Here is a 14,499-nt window from a genome sequence, read left to right as displayed (position 1 = left end):
TTCACAACTCCGGCCGCGGAGTATGGGTCCCGGCCTTCGCCGGGACGACAGTCGCTACGCCGCCGCCTCGATCTCCACCACGATCTTCCCCGTCGTCACCTGCTCGCCCTCGGCGACATCGATCGACGACACCGTGCCCGCGACACCGGCGGTGTGCACGTGCTCCATCTTCATCGCCTCCAGCGTCATCACCGGCTGACCGGCCGCGACCTTGTCGCCGGCCTTCACCAGCACCGCGACGACCCGGCCGTTCATCGCCGCACGGACCTTGCCGTCGCCACCTGCAGCCGCAGCACTCTCCGGCGGCGCGAGGGTGAGATCGCGCACCGACAGCGTGACGCCGCGATGCAGGATGTAAAGCCGGTCGCCGTCGCGCAGGAACTTGGCCTGCTCCATCAGGCCATCGTGGTGGAAGCGGATGCTGTCCTGAACCAGTTCGTCGATCTCGAAGCTGAAGCGATCGCCATTGCGGGTCGCGAGGTAGCTGCCGTCGCGCTCGCGGACGATCTCGATCTCCTGCACGCCTTGGCCGAGGTCGATCCGCAAGCCGAGCGGGAATGTCGCTGACAACGACCGTCCGCGCTGCCATGGCGGCGCGTGCGGATTGGTGACATAGAGCAGCAGCGCCGCAAGCGCGAGATCACCGCCGCGATCGAGCCGGGACGCCAGCAGGGCATCGCGGTTGCTGCCGATGAAGGCTGTGGTCGCCTCGCCCTTGGCAAACACCGGATGGCGCAGGCAATCGATCAGGAAGCCCTGATTGGTGGTGACGCCGAAGGCCGTGACCTGCTCCAGGGCGCAGATCAGCTTCCCGCGCGCCTCATCGCGGGTTGCGCCGTGGCTGATCACCTTGGCGATCATCGAATCATAGAACGGCGGAATCTCCGAGCCGGACTGCAGCGCGTGCTCGACGCGGATGCCTTCAGGCATCTGCCACCGCGCCATGGTGCCGGATTGCGGCATGAAGTCGTGTCCGGCATCCTCCGAGCAGAGCCGGACCTCGATGGCGTGACCGGAGAAGGTGACGTCCTCCTGCCTCAGGCCGAGCGGCTCGCCCCGGGCGACACGAAGCTGCAATTCAACCAGATCGAGCCCGGTGATCGCCTCGGTGACGGGATGCTCGACCTGCAGCCGCGTGTTCATCTCCATGAAGTAGAAATTGCCGGCGCGATCGAGCAGGAATTCCAGCGTGCCCGCACCCTCATAGCCGATCGCCTTGACCGCCTGCACGGCAACCGCACCCATCCGCGCGCGCAGCTCCGGCGTCACCGCGGGCGACGGGGCCTCCTCGATCAGCTTCTGATGCCGCCGCTGCACCGAGCAATCGCGTTCGCCGAGATGGACGGCGTTGCCATAGCGATCGCCGAACACCTGGATCTCGATGTGGCGGGGATCGACAATGGCGCGCTCGAGGATCACGGTGGGATCGCCGAACGCCCCCTGCGCCTCCGACCGCGCGCTGCGTAGCGCATCCGGAAATGCCGACGCATCCGCGACCAGCCGCATGCCGCGGCCACCGCCACCGGCGACCGCCTTGATCATGACCGGAAAACCAATCGCCTTGGCCTCCGCCAGCATCACAGTGCCGCTCTGATCGGCGCCCTGATAGCCGGGCACGCAGGGCACGCCGGCCTTTTGCATGATCTCCTTGGCGCCGGCCTTGTTGCCCATCGCGAGGATCGCCTCCGGCGACGGGCCGATGAACGCCAGTCCCGCATCGCGGCAGGCCTGCGCAAAGTCCTCGTTCTCGGCGAGGAAGCCGTAGCCGGGATGCACCGCGCCGGCGCCACTCGCCTTGGCGGCTGCGATGATCGCGTCGATCTTCAGATAGGATTGCGCGGGCAGCGCCTCGCCGATCCGCACCGCCTGATCGGCCTCGCGCACATGCAGCGCGTCGCGATCGGCGTCGGAGTAGACCGCGACGACGCCGTAGCCGAGCCGCCGCGCCGTGCGCATGATGCGCAGCGCGATCTCGCCGCGATTGGCGATCAAGATCTTGAAGAACGGTGTCCGCTTCACGATTGCTCCGCTCATGGCCGCGCCACCGAGAACTGCATCCGCTGCGGGCTGCGTGCCACGGCCTCGCGGCAGATCGCCAGCACCTCGGCAAGCACCGTCCGCGTATCGCGCGGATCGATCACGCCGTCATCGAGCACGCGGGCGCTGGTCGAGAACACGTCCATCTGGCCATCGAACACGCCGGTGATCTGCGCCTTCATCGCGTCCAGCTTCTCCTTCTCGATCGGCTTGCCGCGCCGCGCGGCCGCGGCCTCGGTGACGATTGCCATGGTTTCGGCGGCCTGCTCGCCGCCCATCACGGCGGTCTTGGCGTTCGGCCAGGAGAAGCAGAAGCGCGGATGGAAGCCGCGGCCGCACATCCCGTAATTGCCGGCGCCGAACGAGGCGCCGCAATACAGCGTGATCTGCGGCACCGTCGCCGAGGTCACCGCCTGGATCATCTTCGAGCCATGCTTGATCATGCCGGCCTCTTCATAGGCGCGGCCGACCATGTAGCCGGTGGTGTTGTTCATGTAGAGGATCGGCGTGCGCGACTGGCAGCAGGCCTGGATGAAATGCGTCGCCTTGTTGGCACCGGGCACATCGAGCGGCCCGTTGTTGGTGATGATGCCGATCGCCTGCCCTTCGATACGGGCATGGCCGCAGATCGTCGCCGGGCCGTAATTGGCGCCGAACTCGGTGAAATCGGAATCGTCGATGAAGCGCGCGATCGCCTGACGCATGTCGACGGGCCGCTTGTGGTCCATCGGCATGATGCCGAGCAGTTCCTCGGCGTCATAACGCGGCGGCTTGAACGAAGCGGATTCGGGGGTCGGACGGTCCCATGGCAGCTTGGCCATGATGTCGCGCGCGATACGCAGCGCATCGCGGTCATCCTCGGCGAGATAATCGCCAAGGCCGGAGATCTGCGTGTGCATCTCGGCGCCGCCGAGTTCCTCCTCGGTCGCGATCTCGCCGGTGGCCGCCTTGAGCAAGGGCGGCCCGGCGAGGAAGGCGCGGGTGCGGCCGCGCACCATCACGATGTAGTCGGAAAGGCCGGTCTGATAGGCACCGCCCGCGGTCGAGGAGCCGTGGGTGACGGTGACGACAGGAAGTCCCGCCGCCGACAGCCGCGCCAAATTGCGGAAGATGTTGCCGCCGCGGACGAAATCCTCGACCCGGTAGCGCAGCAGATTGGCGCCGGCGCTTTCGACCAGCTGCACATAGGGCAGCTTGTTCTCCAGCGCGAGCTCCTGCACCCGCAGCGTCTTGTCGAGGCCGTAAGGCTGCAACGCGCCGGCGTCGATACCGGCATCATTGGCGCTGACCATGCAGCGGATGCCGGAGACGAAGCCGATGCCGGCGACCAGGCCGCCGCCGGGCACGCTCTTGTCCGCGTCCGGCACATCGAACATGTAGCCGGCGAGGGTCGAGAGTTCGAGGAACGGTGAGCCGGGATCGAGCACCAGCGCGACGCGCTCGCGCGGCAGCAGCTGACCGCGCTTGTGGAAGCGGTCCTTTGCCACGGCGGAGGCCGCGCGTGTGCGCTCCTCCAGCCCCCGCATCCGGGCGATCAGCGCCAGCATGCCGTCGCGATTGCCCTGGAACGCGGCGCTGCCGGTGGAAATGGTGTTCTCGATGATGGCCATGGGTCTAACCTTCATCGTCATTCCGGGATGCGCCGAAGGCGCAGGCCCGGAATCCATACTCATTATGGTGGTTATGGATTCCGGGCTCGCGCTGCGCGCGCCCCGGAATGACGAGGATAGAGATAGCTATTATCATGCGCTCTTTCCGTCGAAATATGCACTGTACTGCTGCCTCAGCTCGACCTTGCGCAGCTTGCCGGTCGCGGTCATCGGCATCTCCTCGAGGATACGCACCAGCTTCGGTACCTGGAAGCCGCCAAGATGCTTTCTGCAATGCGCCTCGATGCCGGCCTCGTCGGCCACCGCACCGGGCTTCAGCTTGACGAAGGCGCAGACTGCCTCGCCCCATTGCGGATGCGGCAGGCCGACCACGGCGGCGTTCTGCACCGCGGGGTGCGCCAGCAGCGTCTCCTCGATCTTGACGGAAGCGACGTTCTCGCCACCCGACTTGATCATGTCCTTCTTGCGATCGAGGAACAGCACTTCGCCATTGGCGTCGATCAGGGCCAGGTCGCCGGTATGGTGCCAACCGAACTTGCGTGCCTCCTCGGTCGACTTCGGGTCCTTGTAATAGCCCATCATCACGTTGGGTCCGCGATGCACCAACTCGCCGATCTCACCGCGCGGCAACAGGTTGCCGTTGTCGTCCATGATCGCGGTCTCGTTGACGATCAGCGACTCGCCCCAGTAATTGCCGAAGCGGTCGAGCTGCACCTCCGGCCGCGACATCGTCGTCGCCGGGTACATTTCGGTCTGGCCGCTTGTCAGCACGAAGTTCGGACAGAGATCGGCGATCGCACGCTCCAGCAGCGGCTTGCCCATCGGCGCCATGGTGTAGATGCAGCAGCGCAGGCCCGACAGATCATATTCGCGCCGGCGCGGATGATCGAGGATCGCCTGGTACATCAGCGACAGGCCGACGAACACCGTCAACCGGTCGCGCACGATCGCCTCCATGCACACCACCGGATCGAAGCCGCGCATCAGCGCCATGCGGCCGCCGACCGAGAGATAGCTCAACAGCAGCACGTGGCCGGCGCAGTGAAACAACGGAAACTGCCCGGTGATCCCGTCATCGCGCGAGAGCTGCATCTCGATGCAGTTGCTCATCACCGCCATGACCACGGCGAGGTGGCAATGCATCGCCCCCTTCGGTCGCGAGGTCGTGCCTGACGTATAGATGATCATTGCGAGATCACGATCGTTGATCTCGATGTCAGGCTCGATGTCGGATTGTCCGTCCAGCAAGCCGTTGAACTCGCGCAATCCGGTCTTGCCGGCATTGCCGGTCAGGTCGATCGCGATCATCTCCATGCCGCGCGCCTCCAGCGCGGCGCGCCGATCGGCCTGAGCATGAAGATTGTCGTCGATGATCGCAAAGCGGACCTCGGCGTGGCCGAGGATGTAGTCCATGTCCGACGGCCCGAGCATGGTGTTGATCGGCACCCAGACCAGGCCAGCGCGGTGGATGCCGAACAGCGCTTTGACGAACTCGACGGAGTTATTGCAAATAGTTGAGATTTTCTCGCCCGGCTTCAGCCCGCGCTGCACCAGATAATTGGCGAAGCGATTGGCGTCGCGCTCCAACTCGGTGAAGGTGACCTGCCGGCCGCCATCGGTCAGGGCGACGCGATCCGGAAACCGCCGCGCGGCGCGCTTGAGGAGATCGCCGATCGCGACCCGTCCGATGCGGCCCGGGCCGGTGACGCCGCCGGTTGCTGCGAGATTGTCCATGTGCTTCCTCCGCCCAGCCGTCATTCCGGGATGGTCCGAAGGACCAGACCCGGAATCTCGAGATTCCCCGATGCGCAATTGCGCATCTGTGGTTCACGCTTCGCGTGCCCCGGAATGACAGCACCTAGTGCCTGACCCCAAAGATCTGTCGCGCTTCCGCCGGGCTCGCGATCTCGCGCCCCGCGCGCCGCGCGCAGGCGGCGAGCCCTTCGACGAGCTGCCCGTTCGACGTCACCTTGGTGCCGTCGCCGAGATAGAACGTGTCCTCCAGCCCGCTGCGCAAATGGCCACCGAGGTCGGCGGCGCGCTGGTGCAGCGGCCAGATCTCGGCGCGGCCGATCGCGGTGACCTGCCAATGCGCATCCGGCACCTTCAGCTTCAAGAGGATCGGCAGCAGCTCCGGATCGGCCGGCATGCCCGAGGCGACGCCCATGACGAAATTGTATTCGAGCGGGCCGGAATACATACCGGTCTGCCGGTACATGCCGACGCAACGCACGATGCCGACATCGAAGCACTCGAATTCGGGAATGGTGCCCGCGGCCTTCATCACGTCGAGATAGTCCTGCACCTTCTCGACGGCGTTATCGAACATCATCGGCGGCCACGCCCAGGTGTTGTCGGCCTTGACCTTGAGATAATTCAGCGAGCCGGCGTTGCAGGCGGCGATCTCGGGCTTGGTCTCGCGCACGCAATCGAGCGCGCCCTGATAGTTCGGGCCCGAGGTGCCGGTGGTGTGGTTGATGATCACGCCGGGACAGGCTTCACGGATCGCCTGCTGGATTTCCTTGCTGACGCCGACCTCCCATGACGGCAGGTGGCCCTTGTTCGGCGCCTGCTGGCGCAGATGGATGTGCATGATACTGGCGCCGGCGTTGAACGCGGCCTTGGCCTCACGCGCCATCTCTTCCGGCGTCACCGGAACGTTGTGCTGCTTCGGGTCGGTAAGCACGCCGTTCAGCGCGCAGGTGATGACGGCCTTGTCGCTCATGGGTCTCTCGTCCGGGTTGCGGCGCACCTGCGCGGCTGATTTTCCCATGATGAGAAATTTGTCTGTGCGCCATCTTGCGTTGACTGGCTAAGTGGATGCGCTCACGACGGAATCCGCCGTCAGCCGGTTAACACAAGACGCGACGGCCACGCGGCGCGTAGGGTTGCCTGCAAAGCAGAAGCGGCGCAACAAGCCGGCATCACGGGGAGAAAATCATGGTCTCGATCAACCGGCGCAGATGGCTTACCGGCGCCGCGGGTGCGGGCCTTGCCGCAGTCGCGGGTCTCAGGTCGTCGCTTGCCGAAGATACGCCCGGCGTCACCGCGACCGAGATCAGGATCGGCAGCACCACCTCGCTGAGCGGCCCGGTGTCGGCACTCGGCGTGCAGGCGCGCTGCCAGGAAGCCTATTTCAAGATGCTGAACGAGCAGGGCGGCATCGCCGGCCGGCAGATCAAATACATCTATTACGACGACGCGTTCAATCCGGCGAAGACGGTCGAGCAGGTACGCCGCCTGATCGAGAGCGACAATGTCGCCTTCCTGTTCAACATGCTCGGCACCGCGCCGAACTCGTCGGTCGTCAAGTACATCAACGCCGCCAAGGTGCCGCATCTGTTCCTGTCGGTGAACGGCGACAAATGGGGCGACTACAAGAGCTATCCCTGGACCATGGGCTTTGCGCCGAGCGCGCGCACCGAGGCGCAGGTGTTCGTCAAATATGCGCTGAGCCAGAACAAGAACGCGAAATTCGCGGTGCTCTACCAGAATGACGATCTCGGCAAGGATTTCGTCGCCGGCACCAGGGACGTGCTGGGCGAGCGGTTCGCGACATCGGCCGTGGTGGCCTCGCACGAGGTCACCGATCCGACGATCGATTCCCAGATCGTCGCGCTGCGCGGCGCCAATCCCGATGTGCTGATCTCGGGCACCACGGCGAAATTCTGCGCGCAGTCGATCCGCAAGATCTATGAGCTCGGCTGGAAGCCGATGCATTTCATCGCGAGCGGCGCGGCCTCGATCTCCTCGACCATTGCGCCTGTCGGCCTCGACAAGTCGCAGGGCACGATCTCATCGGCCTATGTCAAGGACGTTGCCGATCCGGCCTGGGCCAACGACCCCGGCGTCAAGGATTTCCTCGCCTTCATGGCGAAGTACTTCCCCGATGGCAATCCGAAGGAGGGCTACAGCCTCTACGCCTACACGGTGGCACAGGTGCTCAAGATCGTGCTTGAGCAGTGCAAGGGTAACTTCACCCGCGACAACATCATGGCGCAGGCGAACAACCTGAAAGACGTCGAGGTCCCGACGCTGTTGCCCGGCATTCGCGTCAACACCAGCCCGACCAATCATCACCCGCTGCAGCAGCTTCAGCTGCAGCGGATCGAAGGGCCCGGCTGGCTGCGATTCGGCGAGGTGATCCAGGGCGCGAATTTGTGATCAAGGCCGTCATGACGACCGAAACGAAGCGATCTATATCGCAACTGGTGAGCGATATAGGTGAATCCCTTGACGAATCCCAGATCCTTGTTTCTCGGCATCGCGCTCGGCGCCTGCTTGATCACGACGTCGGCGGCGGCGGCGCAGATCTGGCTTTCGGGCGTCGACCCCGTGGTTCAGGCCGATCGCGGCGGCGGCGCCACGGCGAGCGACTTCATGGGATTGTTCCAGCAAAACGCGCCGTGGCGCCGCGCGGCTGCGGCGATCCAGGTCTTCAAGCTCTCCACCCAGTTCCTGCATCGATCGAGCGACGCGGACCTCGCCGCCGTGATCCACGATCTTCGCCGCCGCCACATCGCACTCGCCATGGAGGCGGAGATTTTGGTCGCCACGACCCGGTGCGGAAATGGCATTCCCGGCTACACCACCACCGCGGTCATCAAGAAGGCGGCGGAGCGGGTCGCGGCCCAGGGCGGCGAGATCGCCTATGTCGCCTTCGACGAGCCCATGACCTGGGGACATTTCGCCCACCGCGCATGCCAGTACACGACTGAAGAGGTCGTCGACAACATCGCCCCGAGCGTCGAAGCCTTGAAGGCAGTGTTCCCGGCCGTTCAGTTCGGCGACATCGAGCCCGTGACAGACCAGACGTCCGGCCGCCTCAGCGAAATCCTGAGGTTCGCAGAGCTGTTCAAGGCGAAGACCGGCAAGCCTTTGGCCTTCCTGCAGGCTGACCTGATCTGGCAGAATAACTGGCGGCCACAACTCACGGTCTGGAAGAGCCGACTGCACGCGGCAGGCCTTAGCTATGGCGTCGTGATCGACGGCGATCCGGGCGACCACAGCGACCTCGCCTGGACCCGTCATGCCGTTCAGCGATATCACGAGCTCGTCGCAGATCCGACGATTTCGCCCGACGCATTTGTCATCCAGAGCTGGCAGGCTCGGCCAACCCACACGCTCCCCGAGGACAAGCCAAGTACCCTGACCTCAGTGGTCGTCCAGACTGTGGTGCATTGACCGTGGCGTTGCCTGCGAGCTCAACTCACAGCGCCTGTTCGCCCACCGCCTGCCCGGTGCGGTAGATCGCCAGATCCCGCGAGCCGGAGAAGATCGCGCGCGGCTTTAAGCCATAGAAGCGGCGGATCGAGTGGCTGAAATGCGTGCTATCGGGATAGCCGATATCCTGCGCGAGATGCGCCAGATTGATGTCCTGGTTGGCGAAGTGCAGCAGATGCCGCGCGCGCTTCCAGGCGCGGAAGGAGCGGAACGAGATCCCGGTCTCCTCCTTGAACAGATGCAGGAAGCGCGACGGCGACAGCCCGGCCTCGGTGGCGCAGCCTGCCGCGGTCACCGGCTCGCCGGAGAACTGCCCGATGCGGCTGATCGCACGCACCACCCGCGGATCGAGCACACGCTGCGGCAGCGCGTCGCCGAAGCACATGGTGTCGAACTCGGCATTCGCGATCGCATCGCGATGCTGCATCTCGGCAAGCGTCGCATAGGCATTGCGAATCCGGTTCGCGAACAAATGCGAGTCGGATCCTTGCAGGCGGCGGGCGACGGCTTCGAGCGTACCGTCAGGCACGCTTTCCGGCTCGATCGCAACGCAGATCGCGGATCGATATTCGCTGGTGATGGTGTGGCGCAGGTTCGGCATCGTCACCGCGAGCTCGCCATGGGACTCGCGACCTTCGCTGGTCGACAGATGCAAGCCCTCGCGGATCGCAACATAGACATGGAATGCGCCCGGACAGCGTTCGCGCGGGCGGCCGAGCAGCCCGGCATAGAACACCCGTTCCGGCGTGATCAGCATCCGGTGGCCGGACGGCTGGCCGGACTCTTGGCACTTCGCGTCCACGATCGCGTCCATGGCGGTTCCTCCTCGCGCGGCTCTTTGGGCCGCTGCGGCGGAGCTACCATAGCGCAAATTCGCAAAAGCGATACGTTGTCATTCCGGGACGATGCGACGCATCGAACCCCAATGCGCAATTGCACATCGTGGGATCTCAAGATTCCCCGATGCACAATTGTGCATTTGTGGTCTGGTCCTTCGGACCACCCTGGAACAACGCATCATCAGGGCCGCGCCCGCGGCGCAACGTTCTGTTCCTGCCCGGCTTTTTGCTCCGACGCCACCGCGCGCCTGTAACCATCGCGCTGCTGCAGCCGCGCCCAATAGGCCGCGACGTTCGGCCCGAAATCCTTGGCGAGGCCGATATTGCTGGCGAGCCGGAGCGCATAGCCATTGGTGATGTCGGCGGCCGTGAAGCGTTCCGCGCAGAGGAATTCAGAGTTCGCGGCAGCGGCCTCGACCGCGCGCAGGCGGCCCAGGAACCATTTTGCATAATCGCCCGCGACCTGCGGGTTGCGCCGCTCCTCCGGCTCGAGCTGGCTGTAGCGAAGCACCAGTGTCTGCGGAAAGGTCAGCGTCGCATCGGAAAAATACATCCAGTTCAAGAACGCGCCATAGGCCGGCTCGTCGGGACCTACGATCAGCGGCGTCGGGCCATATTTGGTGCCGAGGTAGTGGCAGATGCCCGAGGACTCCGTCATCTTCGTCTCGCCATCGACCATGAACGGGATGGTGCCGAGCGGATTGATGCCGAGATATTCCTTGGCGAACACGCGCGGCGGGAACGGCAGCATCTTCAGCTCATAAGGCAGCCCGAGCTCCTCCAGCATCCACAACGGACGGAACGAGCGCGCGGCATCGCAGTGATAGAGCGTGATCATCAGGCGTTTCCCGTGTTCTTGATCGCCGCCACCATGGAGCGCCGGCGCGGTGACTGCAACATTGTCGTGCGCGGTGGATTCATCGCGCAGGTTTCCGGTTCAGGCATTGCCGTATTTGCGCAGCTCGAGCCGCGCGATCTGGTTGCGATGGACCTCGTCCGGACCGTCGGCGAGACGCAGCAGACGGGCCGTCGCATAGGCCGCCGCGAGCCCGAAATCGTTGCTGGTGCCGCCGCCGCCATGCGCCTGGATCGCCCAGTCGATGACCTGGCACGCCATGTTGGGCACCGCGACCTTGATCATGGCGATCTCGGCCTTGGCCACCCTGTTGCCGACGGTGTCCATCATGTGGGCCGCGTTGAGCGTTAGGAGGCGCGCCTGCTCGATCATGATGCGCGATTCCGCGATCCGCTCCTGCGTGACGGTCTGCTCCGCGACCGGCTTGCCGAACGCGACCCGGCTCCTGGTCCTGACGCACATCTTCTCCAGCGTGCGTTCGGCAAGCCCGATCAGCCGCATGCAGTGATGAATGCGGCCAGGACCAAGGCGGCCCTGCGCGATCTCGAAGCCGCGGCCCTCGCCGAGCAGCATGTTGCTTGCGGGCACCCGTACATTGGTGAACACGACCTCCGAGGCGCGGTCCGGCACGCCATAGAAGCCGAACACCGGAAGCGGGCGCAGCACCTCGATCCCTTGCGCATCCATCGGCACCAGGATCATCGACTGCTGGCGATGCCGGTCCAGATTATTGGGATCGGTCTTGCCCATGAAGATGCAGATCTTGCAGCGCGGATCGGTGGCGTTGGTGGTGTACCATTTGCGGCCGTTGATGATGTAGTCATCGCCGTCGCGCACGATTGAGCTCTCGATGTTGGTCGCGTCGCTGGAAGCGACGGCCGGCTCAGTCATCGCAAAGCAGGACCGGATCTCGCCCGCAAGCAGCGGCTTCAGCCACCGCTCCTGATGCTCCCTGGTGCCGTAGCGCGCCAGCACCTCCATGTTGCCGGTATCAGGCGCCGAGCAATTGAAGAGTTCGGGCGCAAGATGCGATCGGCCCATGATCTCGCAGAGCGGCGCATATTCGAGATTGGTGAGGCCTGCGCCATGCTCGCTCTCGGGCAGGAACAGATTCCACAGCCCCTCTTCCTTCGCGATGGGCTTCAGCTCCTCGACGACCGGAAAGACCTTCCATGGGCCGAGCTCTTCCGCCTCACGGTAGAACCGCGCCTCGTTCGGATAGACATGGCGATCCATGAACGACTGAAGGCGATGCTTCAGCTCGACGACTTTCTGGCTCTCCTGAAAGAGCATAGCGGCCTCCATCTCTGCGCGGCGATGCAATCCGTCGGACCGGCTTCGCGCTATTTCTTCATCCCGGGCAGCGTGCCCATCATCTTGCACAATACCATCAGCATCACCTCGTCGGCGCCGCCGCCGATCGAGGTCAGGCGGCTGTCGCGATAGGCGCGGCTGACCGGCGTCTCGTTGGTGAAACCCATGCCGCCCCAATATTGCAGGCAGGCGTCGGTGAGCTCGCGGCCGAGCCGGCCGGCCTTCAGCTTGGCCATGGTCGCGAGCCGCGTCACATCCTCGCCCGCCACCAGCGCCTCGCCGGCGCGATAGATCAGCGAGCGCAGCAGCTCGACCTCGGTCTGCATCTCCGCGAGCTTGAAGTGCACCACCTGGTTGTCGAGGATCGAACCGCCGAACGCCTTGCGGTTGCGTGTATAGTCGATGGTCTCGTTGATGATGAATTCATGCGCCTTCAGGCAGGCGGCCGCGCCCCACAGCCGCTCCTCCTGGAACTGGATCATCTGGTAGGTGAAGCCCTGGCCCTCCTCGCCGATCCGGTTGCGCTTCGGCACCCGGACATTGTCGAAGAAGATCTGCGCGGTGTCGGAGGAGCGCATGCCGAGCTTGTCGAGTTTGCGCGCGACCTGCACGCCTTTGGTCTTCATCGGCACGCAGATCAGCGACTTGTTGCGATGGACCTCGCCGTCGCTGGTGTTGGCGAGCAGGCAGATCCAGTCGGCCTGGGTGCCGTTGGTGATCCACATCTTGCCGCCATTGATGACGTAGTCGTCGCCGTCGGAGCGCGCACTGGTCTTGATCGAGGCGACGTCGGAGCCGGCGCCGGGCTCGGAGACGCCGATGCAGGCGACCTGGTCGCCCGCAATCGCCGGCACCAGGAATTCGCGCCGCACCTCATCGGAGCCGAACCGCGCCAGCGCGGGCGTCGCCATGTCGGTCTGCACCCCGATCGCCATCGGCACGCCGCCGCAGGTGATGGCTCCTAACTCTTCAGCCATCATCAGTGCGTAGGAGTAATCGAGCCCCTGGCCGCCGAATTCGACCGGCTTGTTGAGGCCGAGGAAGCCGAGATTGCCGAGCTTCTTGAACAGCTCATGCGCCGGGAAGATGTCGGCCTTCTCCCATTCGTCGACATGGGGATTGATCTCGGCTGCGATGAATTTTTGTAGAGCGCGGCGCGGTTCGTCGTGGTCGGCGGTGAAGAGCATGTTGCTTTAATCCTCGTCATTCCGAGGCGATGCGAAGCATCGAACCCGGAATCCATTTCACTTCGAATCTGCTGCCTGATGGATTCCGGGCTCGCCGCTTCGCGTCGCCCCGGAATGACGGCTGAGGGTGAGCGGCATCTCCTACAACCCCATCTGACGGCTCGCGAGATCCTTCATGATCTCCTCGGTGCCGCCGCCGATGGCGTTGACCTTGACCTCGCGGTAAATGCGCTCGACCTTGATGCCGCGCATGAAGCCGGCGCCGCCGAAGATCTGCACCGCCTCGGAGGCACAGTGCGCCATGGTCTGCGTCGCCTGGTTCTTCATCATGCAGATCTCGGCAACCGGGCTTTCGCCCTGGCCGAGCCGCCACGCCAGCATTTCCAGCATCGCCTGCGAGGCCGCGACCTTCTGCGCCATGTCGACGATCTTGTGCCTGATCACCTGGTGCTGGGCGATCGGCTTGCCGAACGTCTTGCGCTCCTTGGCATAGGCGACCGCCTCGTCGAGACAGACGCGCGCATAGGCGGTGCAGCCCGCCGCCATGCCCATGCGCTCGCTGTTGAAGTTCTGCATGATGATCTTGAAGCCCTGGCCTTCCTCGCCGATCAGGTTCTCGACCGGCACGCGGCATTCGTCGAAATGCAAGGTCGCGGTATCCGACGCCCACCAGCCCATCTTCTTCAGCTTGGTGCGGGAGAGGCCCGGCGTATTGCCCTCGATCAGGAGCAGGCTGACGCCACCCGGCCCCTCGCCGCCGGTGCGCACCGCGACCGTCAGATAGTCGGCGCGCATGCCCGAGGTGATGAAGGTCTTCTCGCCGGAGACGACGTAATGGTCGCCGTCGCGCCGCGCCTTGGTGCGCAGGTTCGCGACATCGGAGCCGCCGCTCGGCTCGGTTATCGCCAGCGCGGAGATCTTCTTGCCCGCAAGCACCTCCGGCAGCACCCGCGCCTTGATCTCCGGGCGAGCGGCGCGGGCGATCGGCGGCGAGCCGATGGTGTGGCTCATCAGGCTCGCGGAGACGCCGCCGGCGCCGGCGCGCGCCAGCTCCTGCGAGGCCACGATCTTCATGAACTGGTCGGCGGCGATCCCGCCATATTCTTCCGGGAAACCGAGGCCGAGCAGCCCGATTTCGGACGCCTTGGCATAGAGCGCGCGTGGAAACTCGCCCTCTTCGTCCCATTGATGGGCATAAGGCTCGATTTCCTTGGCCACAAAGCGCCGCATCACCTCGCGAAAGGCCTCATGCTCGCTGGTGTAGAATGGGTTTGCCATCCGCGTGCTCCGTTGATTCCCGCCTCCGACGATGTCCGGATTTTTCCCTGTTCACTTGCGTCGAGTGGCTGTTCGCCGGATCGGGTTTCCATCTGGCCACCCGCCAGCCACTAAACGCAAGACAGTATCCTAATACGCCCCCTCCACTGCCAATT

Annotated in this window: 11 protein-coding genes; 2 read left to right on the top strand and 9 right to left on the bottom strand. The window is 64.6% G+C overall.

Annotated features, from left to right (window positions below; genetic code table 11):
* Window positions 1–54 precede the first annotated feature (54 nt).
* The 4 genes from JQ573_RS20690 to JQ573_RS20675 all read right to left on the bottom strand — a co-directional run bounded on the left by JQ573_RS20690 (window position 55) and on the right by JQ573_RS20675 (window position 6,372).
* Complete coding sequence (locus JQ573_RS20690; protein WP_212316789.1) at window positions 55–2,034, bottom strand: acetyl-CoA carboxylase biotin carboxylase subunit; 1,980 nt, start codon at window positions 2,032–2,034, stop codon at window positions 55–57.
* Window positions 2,031–3,647, bottom strand: coding sequence for an acyl-CoA carboxylase subunit beta (locus JQ573_RS20685; protein ID WP_212316787.1), 1,617 nt, complete (start codon window positions 3,645–3,647; stop codon window positions 2,031–2,033). The genes JQ573_RS20690 and JQ573_RS20685 overlap by 4 nt, the downstream gene beginning before the upstream one ends.
* 132 nt (window positions 3,648–3,779) lie before the next feature.
* Window positions 3,780–5,381 carry an AMP-binding protein gene (locus tag JQ573_RS20680; RefSeq protein WP_212316785.1) on the bottom strand — a complete coding sequence of 534 codons (1,602 nt, stop codon included), beginning with the start codon at window positions 5,379–5,381 and terminating at the stop codon, window positions 3,780–3,782.
* A gap of 124 nt (window positions 5,382–5,505) precedes the next feature.
* A complete protein-coding gene (locus JQ573_RS20675; RefSeq protein ID WP_212316783.1) occupies window positions 5,506–6,372 on the bottom strand; it encodes a 3-keto-5-aminohexanoate cleavage protein in 867 nt (288 codons plus the stop codon).
* Window positions 6,373–6,587: 215 nt separating this feature from the next.
* On the opposite strand from JQ573_RS20675, the gene JQ573_RS20670 reads away from it, so the two are divergent.
* Window positions 6,588–7,811 (top strand): ABC transporter substrate-binding protein, encoded by a 1,224-nt coding sequence (locus tag JQ573_RS20670; protein WP_212316781.1) that lies wholly within the window; start codon window positions 6,588–6,590, stop codon window positions 7,809–7,811.
* A gap of 69 nt (window positions 7,812–7,880) precedes the next feature.
* Window positions 7,881–8,831 carry a hypothetical protein gene (locus tag JQ573_RS20665; protein WP_212316780.1) on the top strand — a complete coding sequence of 317 codons (951 nt, stop codon included), beginning with the start codon at window positions 7,881–7,883 and terminating at the stop codon, window positions 8,829–8,831.
* A 25-nt stretch (window positions 8,832–8,856) separates the two neighbouring features.
* On the opposite strand, the gene JQ573_RS20660 is transcribed toward JQ573_RS20665, so the two are convergent.
* The 5 genes from JQ573_RS20660 to JQ573_RS20640 form a co-directional block, all read right to left on the bottom strand.
* Window positions 8,857–9,684, bottom strand: a complete 828-nt coding sequence (locus tag JQ573_RS20660; RefSeq protein ID WP_212316779.1) for a helix-turn-helix domain-containing protein — start codon at window positions 9,682–9,684, stop codon at window positions 8,857–8,859.
* Between the two features lie 206 nt (window positions 9,685–9,890).
* Complete coding sequence (locus JQ573_RS20655) at window positions 9,891–10,547, bottom strand: glutathione S-transferase family protein (protein ID WP_212316778.1); 657 nt, start codon at window positions 10,545–10,547, stop codon at window positions 9,891–9,893.
* A gap of 99 nt (window positions 10,548–10,646) precedes the next feature.
* Window positions 10,647–11,858: an acyl-CoA dehydrogenase family protein gene (locus tag JQ573_RS20650; protein WP_212316777.1), complete on the bottom strand. Its 1,212-nt coding sequence runs from the start codon at window positions 11,856–11,858 to the stop codon at window positions 10,647–10,649.
* 50 nt (window positions 11,859–11,908) lie between these two features.
* Window positions 11,909–13,066 (bottom strand): acyl-CoA dehydrogenase family protein, encoded by a 1,158-nt coding sequence (locus JQ573_RS20645; protein ID WP_212316776.1) that lies wholly within the window; start codon window positions 13,064–13,066, stop codon window positions 11,909–11,911.
* A gap of 141 nt (window positions 13,067–13,207) precedes the next feature.
* A complete protein-coding gene (locus JQ573_RS20640; RefSeq protein ID WP_212316775.1) occupies window positions 13,208–14,344 on the bottom strand; it encodes an acyl-CoA dehydrogenase family protein in 1,137 nt (378 codons plus the stop codon).
* Window positions 14,345–14,499: the final 155 nt, after the last annotated feature.

The sequence above is a fragment of the Bradyrhizobium sp. AUGA SZCCT0105 genome (assembly GCF_018129565.1).
Lineage (GTDB): Bacteria > Pseudomonadota > Alphaproteobacteria > Rhizobiales > Xanthobacteraceae > Bradyrhizobium.
This window is presented reverse-complemented; position numbering and strand designations above follow the sequence as displayed.